This window comes from Cupriavidus sp. SK-3 (assembly GCF_000611145.1).
Taxonomy (GTDB): Bacteria; Pseudomonadota; Gammaproteobacteria; order Burkholderiales; family Burkholderiaceae; genus Cupriavidus.
This window is the reverse complement of record NZ_JFJV02000287.1, coordinates 1-10,822: the sequence shown is the minus strand read 5'-3', so window position 1 is coordinate 10,822 and position 10,822 is coordinate 1. Positions and strand designations below refer to the sequence as shown.

Annotated in this window: 7 protein-coding genes; 2 read left to right on the top strand and 5 right to left on the bottom strand. The window is 59.9% G+C overall.

The genetic code is table 11. The features are described from left to right. A partial coding sequence (locus tag CF70_RS38520) for a hypothetical protein (protein WP_235185296.1) occupies positions 1-392 on the top strand: 392 nt, incomplete at its 5' end. A 229-nt stretch (positions 393-621) separates the two neighbouring features. Further along, positions 622-4,512 carry a hypothetical protein gene (locus tag CF70_RS31900; RefSeq protein ID WP_035875373.1) on the top strand — a complete coding sequence of 1,297 codons (3,891 nt, stop codon included), beginning with the start codon at positions 622-624 and terminating at the stop codon, positions 4,510-4,512. Positions 4,513-5,026: 514 nt separating this feature from the next. Here CF70_RS31900 and CF70_RS31895 read toward each other — a convergent pair. The 5 genes from CF70_RS31895 to CF70_RS31875 form a co-directional block, all read right to left on the bottom strand. Continuing rightward, positions 5,027-5,272, bottom strand: coding sequence for a hypothetical protein (locus CF70_RS31895; RefSeq protein ID WP_035875370.1), 246 nt, complete (start codon positions 5,270-5,272; stop codon positions 5,027-5,029). Beyond that, positions 5,269-8,379 (bottom strand): DEAD/DEAH box helicase, encoded by a 3,111-nt coding sequence (locus CF70_RS31890; protein WP_035875366.1) that lies wholly within the window; start codon positions 8,377-8,379, stop codon positions 5,269-5,271. The genes CF70_RS31895 and CF70_RS31890 overlap by 4 nt, the downstream gene beginning before the upstream one ends. A gap of 66 nt (positions 8,380-8,445) precedes the next feature. Continuing rightward, positions 8,446-9,210, bottom strand: coding sequence for a hypothetical protein (locus CF70_RS31885; RefSeq protein ID WP_035875362.1), 765 nt, complete (start codon positions 9,208-9,210; stop codon positions 8,446-8,448). Positions 9,211-9,301: 91 nt separating this feature from the next. Further along, positions 9,302-10,093 (bottom strand): hypothetical protein, encoded by a 792-nt coding sequence (locus CF70_RS31880; RefSeq protein ID WP_035875359.1) that lies wholly within the window; start codon positions 10,091-10,093, stop codon positions 9,302-9,304. A 100-nt stretch (positions 10,094-10,193) separates the two neighbouring features. Next, a complete protein-coding gene (locus tag CF70_RS31875) occupies positions 10,194-10,610 on the bottom strand; it encodes a hypothetical protein (protein WP_035875356.1) in 417 nt (138 codons plus the stop codon). Positions 10,611-10,822: the final 212 nt, after the last annotated feature.

The window sequence follows — 10,822 nt, the reverse complement described above, 5'->3', positions numbered from 1 at the left end:
GATGCGTCAGAGACGCGGTAGGTGCCGAAAGCATACCGCAACATCAAGGCGCGCGCCAGATCCCTCTGGCATCAGCGGCAAGCCAATCCTGGCGACAGTTGCGCGGATATTCTCTTCCCCGTTTCTGGGTTGCGAGGCCCGCGGCGCAAAAAAAAAAGGTTCTTAACCGATTCCCGTGGGAGGGTTACACAGACCGGGTGATCCTGCTGGGTATGTTGCCTGGCCACGTCGTGGTCAAGGCCAGATGGCTCAAATCGGACCCGAAGCCACCTGATGACCTGTTCAGGTTTGATGACGGCTGCTTGGGATCGGGTTGCAGCCGTTTCCCAGAAATACGCGAAAACTGCCAGGTCGGCCAGCCCGCTGCAGTGCGAATAGGCCTTGTCCGGTAACATGGGCGCAAAGCCACAAAAATGCCATTGTCCGGTCGCACGTCTTCGAAGCACGCTCTACGTAGGCGCCGGCATGGTTGAGAGAGGGGCGCGTGTCACCCGGAAATCTCGCGATTCTTCCCAAAGATGTCCTTCTTTGCACGACTCTGCAGGAAGAGTGCGACTGTTTCCATTAATCCAACTTCGTCGTTTGGGAAAGAAACCTGCGATAACCAGCCACAACGTAAAAATGATCTTCAATATCTCGCCCTCCCAAGTTGAGCGCCTGGATAGCATGCAGCTAGTCGAACTGTTGCGAAAGCTGCTCCATGCCGAAGCGCAAGACGCAGGGATCAGCCTCCGCAGCGTCTCGGTGCCTCTGCAGATCACGATCGCAGATGGTGGAGAGGATGCTCGGGTGCACTGGAGTGCCGGAAACAATGACACCGATTATTTTCCTTGCCGTTTGAATGTATTTCAGTCCAAAGCGACGGACCCCGGCCCATCCGGCTGGAAGAAGGAGGTATGGACAAAGGCCTCACAGAGAGATGGCGCGCCGCGGCAGTTGAATGATGCCGTGGCGTCCGCAATCGCCGGCCGCGGTGCTTACATCGGATTTACTTCGACAGCGATCGCTGGCAATAAGCTCAGTCGGCGGCTCGCTGGAATCAGGGAGGGCATTCAGGAGGCCGGTGGGAATCCGGACGATTTGGCATCCATCGATATTTACGATGCCAACCGGATCGCTGCATGGGCTGGACAACATGCGGCTGTCGCGGTTTGGCTGAATGAAGAGCAGACCGGCTTCCCCTTGGGCGGATTCCAAACGATTGATGGCTGGGGAAGGCGCACCGATATCGCCGCGATCGGACTCGTCAACGATGCGGCCCCTCGGTATGCTATTAGCGAAAGCGGTAACGGCACGCGTCACACTGGCGATGAGCTGAATTCGCATCAAGCAAGGGAGCGAATCTTCAATCACATCGCCGAGCCGAAACGAAGTGTTCGAGTTATCGGTCCTTCTGGCATCGGCAAGTCTCGCTTCGTGTACGAGCTATTCCGCGACCGGGCCACCGTAGAAAGAGCCATAGCAGGGGTGTCTGCGATCTACTGCGACTTTCGGAGCATTGGACAAGAACGCCTTCACCAAGTTGTTGAGGCCATGGCCAATAGCGGAGCGCCAGCGCTAGTAGTTGTAGATGAGTGCCCGCGTGAATCAGCAGCCGCTCTTGCCAGCATCCTATCCGGCTCACATAGTCGACTCCGACTGATCACTATCGATATCGACGATCGCGTGATTGCAGCGGAGAATGTTCTCAACATTTCCGTAACGCGAAGCGACGATGCGCTCGTTGAAGGCATCATCCGGGAAAGGGCGAGGCAAGCCGACGACACAACAATTTCGTACCTCAAGAATCTGTGTGGGGGATTCCCACGAATCGCTGTCCTCGCCACGGACAACCACTCGGGCGGCCTGCCGGCACTTAGGTCCATAGAAGACGTTGTTGAGCGGGTCGTGGAGGGCTGCGGTCTTGGTGACCGGGACCAGTTGCGCGCCATCGAATGCCTGGCATTGTTTGAGCGCGTGGGGGCGGAGGGGGAGGTAGCCCGGCAACTCGATCTTGTCGCAGAACGGCTAGCGAGGCAGTCTGGCGACGAGATGTATGAGCATTTGTCCGCTGCATCGAAGCATCATCTGGTCGACCGCCGAGGCCGATTCTTCCTCGCCCAGCCACATCCTATCGCTGCCTTCCTCGGCGCCAGAAGGATCGACCTGTTGCGCGCAGAAACCATCCTGCAGTTTATCGAGGCGGCCCCACACGAGCTTGTTCTCTCCTTTCTGCGGCAGTGGCGGTATTTCGATCTGACGCGCACCGCTGTAGTGGTGGCCGAGAGGCTACTGGGGCGCGAAGGACGCTTCGGGTCGCTAGAGGCCTTAAGTTCAGAGTTCGGTGCCCAATGCCTGCACGCTTTGTCGCACGTCGTGCCGGACACCGCCGCAGCAACCGTCCAGCGAGTCTTCGGCGAACTGCCGCTCGACGAGCTTCGGGAGGTCAAGGGAGGACGGCGCAATCTTGTTTGGGTCCTCGAAAGTCTTGCCTTTCGCCGCCAATCCTTCCGCGTAGCGGCTCGTCTCCTAATGCGTCTCGCCGCAGTCGAGACTGAGAGTTGGAGTAACAACGCGACAGGGCAGTTCAAGCAGCTGCTCCAGTTGGAACTCAGCGGCACTGAGGCAGAACCTGCGGAGAGGTTCGCTGTCATCGACGATGGTGTCATATCTGGCGACCAGCGAATCATTGCTGTGTGCATCGAAGCGCTCGCGATGAGTCTTAGCAATCTGCATTTCTCCCGAACTGGAGGCGCAGAGGAAATTGGCAGCCAACCGCCCTTGCGGGATTGGCACGCCAAGAGCTGGGAGGAGGTGTTCGATTTCCATCGCCGAGGCCTCGCGGCGCTCGAGCGGATTCGCGCCGCGCACAAGTCCGTCGAAAGCCGCTGCGAAGAAGTTCTCGCCACCAACCTGCGGGGAATGCTCTGCGAGCCCCTCGCCGCTGAAATTGAGTCAGCAGTTTGTAGCATCGCGCAGAGGCAGGGAATATGGCTCGAAGGGATCGAAGCGGTCGGGCAGTGGCTCTACTTTGATCGCAAGGACCATCCGGAGGAATTCCAGAAACGAGTGAGGGCATTGTATGAAAAATTGATGCCTACCGACCCGGTTCATCTCGCCCTTCTCTACACAAAATTCTGGTCGAGCGAACTGCACGATCCTGATCTTTATTACGACCGAATTGACGATACAACCCTGGACTTCGAATACTCGTCGAGAAAGGCGAAGGAAGTGGCTGTGTTGATCGCGTCGAACCAGCAGCTGGTCGTGCGAGCAGTGCGCGAAATGGTGCTTCAGAAGCTCAACAATGCCTACCCCTTCGCCTACGAACTGGCCAGGAATATTCCCGACCCGCTGGCAACTTCCAAGCTCGCGGTCGATCTGATCAGCGATTCGGACGATCTGCGAGGGATCGGGTTCCTTCGAGGCTTGCTCGGAGGCATCGACGACCGGGACAGCAGCGTTGCAGACGCGTGCGTAAACTTGGCGCTGGCCTCCGAGGCGCTGAAACCCAAGGCAATCGATATCCGCACGGCTGTGAAAATCTCTGCGGAGCGTCTCAGGGAGATCGTGGATAGCGTCAAGACGGGCACCTTGCGTGCCGCTGACTGCGTACATCTGTCATACGGGCAAGGGCTCGCGCACCTGAACGTCAATGAGGTCCTTCTTTTAATCGACGAACTGGCGGCCAACCACGAAGGGGCAGGTGCTTGGTCTGCCCTTGAAATCATCACGATGTACCAGCGCGGACGGGGTGCCCTCGATACTAGTCTGGCCGACCGCGTGAAACGTCTGCTCGTATCACCGACACTTCTCCGGGAAGTCAGGCGCTCTAATCAGGACGGTTACCTTTTCGAAAGCTTAGTCCGGTCGATTCACGTACACACCGGGCTTGACGGTAGCTTCGTGGCAGCGTTGGGCGAGCAGTTTGTCCGTCTCTGCCAGGTCGGCGACGGGGTTGTTTTCGGTGCTCTCGACGATCCAGCCCGAAAGATTATAGGGCTCGTAGTTGCCGAACAACCGCTCGCTCTGTGGGAGGTAATCACCCGATTTGTCGAGCGCGCTACTCCGTCCGAGCGGTACCGCCTGACGCGTCTGGTTGGTTATTCGAGGCGCGGCTTTCGTCGCGACGGAGAAGGCGATAGCGGGGCAGGTCCCTTGTTCGGCATTCCGGAGCAAGCGTGCTTCGAATGGGCGGACACCGATGCACCGGCTCGCGCGCCGTTTCTCTGCACGTTCTATCCGTTATTCAGAAAGGACGGCGCTGGAAAAACCGTTTGGCACCCGGCCATGGAAAGCCTTGCTGCACGGTACGGTGAGCATGCTGCGTTTCGCGAGGCGCTCAACGATCGACTCCATGTCGGTTCTTGGTCAGGTTCATTGATCCCCTACCTAGAGGCCTACTTCGAACCGCTTGAGACTTGGTACCACCATAGACTTCCACAGCTTTCCCTTTGGGCGAGGGAAACGCGCCGCACGCTCGATGCCAGTATCGCGCGGGCGAAGAGGCAGGAAGAGGAGGGTTTCTATTGATCTCCACCTGATAGCTGCTTGATAGCCGACACGGCCCCTTCCAGTGGGCAGTCGGACCGCAAGCTAGGCTTGCGGTCCGTTCGATTCATTTCAGGTCCTGTCGCTAAGCAAAGATGATGAGCTGTGTACGTCTTGTTCCTCATAGCCGGTCGCTGTCATATGGGGCCGCGCATAGCCAACGGCAGGGAGACTGACAAAGGCCAACGGCGGCCTGAGTGCCCTTCGGGCTTAAGGTCGGCTTCGGTAGGGGAAATTGGCTATTGGGACAATGGGAATGCCAGTGCCGACTATGACTGCTCATGGCCCGACAGCATCCGTGGGCCTACGCAAACTATACCGCCACGCAGTTCTGTGCCGCCCTTGTTACACCCCCCCGTAGATCGGCGATGAACAAAAAAAAAGGCCCTCCGGGGATGGAGGGCTGAGTACAGAGCTTGGGGCAGTAGCGGGGTCGCGCTACTGATTTCATTTTAAGGTCGCTGATGACGCTCATGCGCCCCGTAAGACAACGAATTTAGTGAGCTTTCGCCGGAACAGGCCCGATTGGGCGCGACAGCAGCGTCGTCACGGCACCTGCCACGTGCCAACCATCCATTTCTGACTCGTAATGGTTGTGGACCAGTCTATCCAGGCACAACACCTCCATGCCATCGGCGTCCACCGTGCCCAGAACCCTGGCCACGGTCAGCCGGCGCGTTCCCTTGCGCTTCACCGTCACAATGCCGTCTCCAACGGAGATGGCGCATTCACTCACTTTCATGCAGCCTCCTTGAGCAGTTCGCGCATGTCGTGCGGCTTGCGGCCACGCAACAATGCAAGGTCCTCAACAAAATTGTCCAGCACGGTATCCATGTGCAAGAACGAAGCGTCGTCCAATTCGGGGGTCGCCCAATCCAATCCGGCCTGCATCGCGTCCCGCTTGTGTGCCACCATCTGGTCCTGATAGATGTCGACGCTGCCAGGCAAGTGAAAGTACAGGACCTTCAGCACGCCCTTGCGGTCCCAACGCAGTGCGCGTCGCATCGCCTGATACTCGATTCGCCACGTCCACGACCGGTCATAGAAAAGCACATAATCGGCCATCGGCAGGTTGTAGCCAGCCCGGCCGGACGCCTTGGTGCAGAGCAGACCCGTGGCGTTGCCGCCAACGAAGCGCTTGTCCTTGTCGGCCACGCGCTTGCGGATCGGGATGTTGCCGTGGAACGGCACCGTCTCGACACCACGCTTGGCCAGTTCGCCAGCAATCAGCTCGATGACCCCGGGATTCTCGGCAAACAGGATTGCTTTCTTGCCCTCCTCCGCGATCTCCTCCATTCGGTCAATGACCGCGCGCTGCTTGCTGGTTAGCTGCCCCAACATGCCGATGCCCTCCATCCCATGCTGCGGATAGTTGGCGGCGAAGTGCACAGCGCGAATACGCGCCAGGATAGTCAGCAGGTTGTTGGTCCGCCCCTCCCCACGCGTTGTCCGGTACCAGTCGGCGAATTCGTCGGCTGCCTTGAGGTACAACGAAAGGTGTGCCGGGTCCCAATCCGTCTCGATCACCTCCGTTGCCGGCGGCTCAATCTGGATATAGCGAGACACCTCCGGCTCGCAGACCAGCCTTCGCTTGACGTGCGGCGCCAGCATCTGCCGATACTGTGGCAGGTTGCCGATCTTGGGCACTTCCCGCTTCGCCCCGTCCTGCAGGCTCTCCGCGAATTGCCAGGTCACCCATTCGAGCACGACGAAGTCGTCGCGGAACCGGTCAATCCCCCGCACGGCATGCTGCACCGTCGCCAGCCAGTTCGCTTCCAGATAGCCGCGTTTGTAGCCGTAAGGCTGCGCCGCGGTGCCGTCCCCGCCCGTGAAGGCGATCAACCCGAATACATCGCGCGGATAGTTCGGGATTGGGCTGCCGGTCAGGACATAGCGGCGCCGAGCCGAGAGCTGCCAAAGCGCCCGACTCTGGTCGCTCGTTGGATTGGCAAGACGCTCCCCCTCGTCGGCGATCAACAGACCGATACGCCGGCGCAACCGATGGGCAAATGTCACCCGCCTGGAGTCCCGCGGACTGACGGGCATGCGCAGGCGCTCGTAGGAGATCAAGTTGATCCGCGAAAGGTTTCCCAGGCTGGCGGCAGAGTCAATGACATGCACGGCATCATTGGGGATCTGCAGCTTGGCCATTTCCTTCTGCATCTCATCGATCAGACGGGACTCAACAACGATCAAACCGTGCTTCACCCCGGATAGCAGGATCAGGGCCACGGCCAGTCGAGACTTTCCGCACCCTTGCTCCCAGGCGACAACCGCACCATTCGGCTTGAGCAGCAGTTCTACCAGGTCATCTTGCTGGAATTCCCAGTCCAACCAACGATCAATGCCGAGCGCCTTGATGCGCGCGCGTAATGTCGCCGCCTGATCTGGATACCGGCGGACAAGGCCTTCATGCACCGTCTCCCAGCCTTCCCCATCATGAGCCACCACCACCAGGCTGTTGAGCTCATCGAGCGACACCGTGTACTGGTTGCCGCCGCGTTCATAGGTATAGCGGCCGCCGGCGTCACGGTGAAACTCCACCGTCTCGCCAGCTTTCACCACCGGGCTGCCCCAGCGGGTCCGGTCTACGCAGAAGGTCTTGCGAGCCGTGCCTTCCAACTTCTCAGCGGAGGCTGCGCCGGTTACCCACGCGTCGTGGCGAAGCGGCGTCGCCTGGCGGGCGCTGCGCCGTATCCTGTTGCCAAGATGGGCGAGGAATCCCGGTGCAAGCTCCGGTTCCCCGCCGGCGGCGCGAATCATCTGCAGAAGGCCGTCGAGCGCGGCGATCGGATTCGGCTGGGCAAGATACGCCTCAATGTCGAGGCGACCCTGGCCAGCGTAGCGAAACCCTTTCGGCAACCGCTGCCCCTCCAGTGGCACGATCCGGCGATCCAGAATCCGGTTCAGGACCATTGCCTCCGTGAACCCGCAATCGAAACCGAGGACGATGCGACGCCCATCGTTGGAAATGCGTACCCGTTTCTGCGAGGTTACAGGGCGGATGATCGCGGGCCCATCGTCATCAAGCAACTGGTGATTGAGCCTGGTCTCACCGGACACGCGATCGTCTACGTTCAGACCGAGTGGCGGCAATACCGTGTCCAGCGAGCGGAGATTTTCCCTCACGACAGCGGTGCGATGGGAGCGATACCGACCAAAAACGGCTATAGCGGTGCGCACCTCCGCCCCCTCCTCCCGGAAGGCATTGCCCGGCAGTTCGAACACCCCCAGCAAGCGGCGTGCTAGCTCGGCGTAGGGATCGTTCCAGTTCACGAGCGTCACGTCAAATTTCTGAACGAACGTGAGCGGAAGCAGTGCCACAACCACTTGCGCGGCGTCGAGTGCTTGCTCCAGCGCATATTCGTGGCTAAGAGCGCTCGTATTGGGGCCGAAGCGTCCCCAGCCGGTCATGCCGTAAGGCTTGAGATGCGGCGACTCCAGATGAATGGAGAATGGCGGGTTCAGCAGGCACACATCGAACCGTGCGGGCTGGATCTCCTCCATCCCGGCTTGTCGGAACTCGCCCTCGAACCCCGCGGCCTCGATAGCGCTCTGGACCGCCTCAATTGTTGGACCATGCACGTCGACGCCGAAGATGCGATGCCGCGCCGGGTCAGCGAACTGAAGCAGCCGGGCCGAGCCGACCGAGTTGTCGAGGATCGATACCTTGCGGCCAGGGTTCCAGTCCGCGATGACGCCCCACATCAAGTGTGCGATCGCGTCGGGAGTAAAGAACTGCGAGAGATGCCGCTGGCGGGCAGCGTGAAGCTCGCCCATGTTTGCGATCTTGTCGGCCTGGGACCCCAGGCTAACGAGCGTGCGCAACGGCTCATACCAATGAGACATGATGCCCTCCGAATAATAGAAAAGCCCCGACTAAGCGGGGCATGGATGAATGGCTGAGAGAAGGTGTCAGCCTTCGACGGCTGTGTATTGGTCGACAAATCGCCACAGGTGGTCCCAAGCCTCGTGCGAGACGCGGAATTCCCAGTGGGCGTTGTACTTAATGATGTCGAGGTGGGGGAAGGTGCGGCGCTGCGGCGTGATAAACGTCTCAGACAATGGGAATTGCCTGAGACATGCGGCCAATGGCGCATAGTCGGCCCATGTGGCAAACGCGATCATGGCCTCCATTACCTCGCGGGCAGGCTTTTCAGACCAGTCGCAAAGGGTGCGCTCCCGCCCAGCCAATTTCGCTTCGCAGGACTCCATCTTCGTGCGGAGAATGACCTGCGTGGCGGTACGCTTTATCAGGAAATTCTCGTCCAGACCAAACGCGCGCTCCAGTATCGCTACCGCCTGCCCGTAGGCAATCTTCTGGCCTTGCGGGCCATACTTCGCTTCAAGCAGACGCCAGAAATTGTCCAGGTCGGGTTCGGCACCGGACTCGATCATTTGCCAGATATTGTGTTCGCCATCCAGGAGGACGCTGGTCTCGTCGATGGCCAGTGCCACATTGGGTGGCCCAAAGCAATCGCTGGCCTTGGCAACGATCTTGGTGACCAGGCGTCGGTACAGTGCGACCAGCGCCTTGTGGTCGTCGTGCGGAAGAGGCATCTTGACCGCGGTGCACTCATCATTCCCGAACACGCGATCCTCCATCACGAGGATCTGTTGATATGCGGTGCGACTGCTGTGCTGCGCGGCCTTGAAGGCCCTGACAATATGTTGGTACATCGAGGCTCCAGATAGCGGAGCACGGCCCTCGGGGCGCGTGCCCCAAGGCTTAGGTGTTGTTGAGAGAGGTGATGCGGTGTTGCCCGTGCGACTAGTCGCGCTCGGCCATGAAGCTGGCACCGTACTCGCCGATGAAGAGCATCAGTTGCTCGGCCAGTTCGTGCGAGAACTTGAATTCCCAATAGTCCTTGAAGAAAACGAGGTCCATGCTGGGGAACCTCTCCTTCTGGCGGTATGTGAACTCCAGGCCTGATACGTCGAAGCGCTCGAGGCGCGTGGCGAGGTCGGTGGCGCCCGCCTTGGCGGCGAACGTCTCAAGGGCAGCAAGACAGTGCACGGCCGTTTGCCGGCCGCCGGAGACGCCGATTTTGCGGACACCGGTGCGACCGTAGACGCCCTCCGAGTGCACCGACTTGCGTAGGATGACGGCAGAGGCAGTGCGCTGCACTTCCTGGCGCCGCGAGAGACCGAAGGACCTTATCAGGCATTGCGCCGCCTGCCGGTACGCAAGTTCCAAGCCTCCACCCGCTCCATAGCGTGACGAAAGCGAAGCCCACAAGGTATCAAGATCCGGAACGGCGCCACGGTCAATCGCGTCGGCGATATCGATGCCGGCGTGCTCTCGCTCTTCCTCGTCACTGAGCTCCAGGCGGGCGCCTGGAGGCGCAAACTCCCTGCGAGCGCGATTTACGACCAGGCCAGCGAGGTTGTAGCAGAACTTGCGAAGCTCCTTCAGCGTGTCGATGTTATCAGGCACCGATACGCCGTACTGGTAAGACTCAAGGCCTGGTAGCTGTTCTCGCTCAAAGGCTGCCGCTGCGGCATAGGCTGCGCGAGCGTCTTTCTGAGCCTGGATAAAGCGCTCGATGATTTCTTTGTACATGGTCTCTCGCAAAAATTTGCCGGAGCCCCCCCACCGGGAAGTCTCCCGGCTGGGTTGAGGTACTTTGCCGCAAGTGCAGCTGGTCAATACATGAGCTAGGTCAGGCCTGCTCGCAGTCCCGCACGTAGCGGGCGATGGCACCGATCAGCGCCTCCGCGCGATCGTCATTCGCAGTTTGCAGGCCATATCGCCGCAACTCTTCCACGACAGCGGCAAAGGCGCGACGCACCCGCTCACTGCCGTCATCTGGCATGGCCTCGATATAGGCGTGGCCGACGCGATCCTGGACGGTGAGATACCCCGAAGACCTCGCGCGCTCATTAGAACGGTCCGCGGCCTGCGCCATCCGGCCCAACTCTCTTCGCGCGGTTTCGATGCCTTTCGGCTTGCCGGCCTCGAGCAAATGGAGAATAGACGGCAGGATACCGGCCCACGTCGGTGTGGCGTCGATAAACTTGACCGTGCTGCCCGATTGGCCAACGGTGCTGTCGATATGGGTAAGGGTGGAAGTGGACATATGGTTCCCTGATAGGGGTGAAAGGGAGTCCGTCCGCGAGGGATAGCCCCCGGGGAGAGAAAAGAAGCAATTCGGCTCAGTGGTGCGGGAGTGCAAGAACGTCGGGCATCGGTACGAAGCCGAGTGCCAGCCAGTTCGCGACCGGATGGTCGGGAAAGTCCGGTACTGCACCGAGATAGAGCGTAAGCGGCCAGCGAACCCGTCTTGACGGT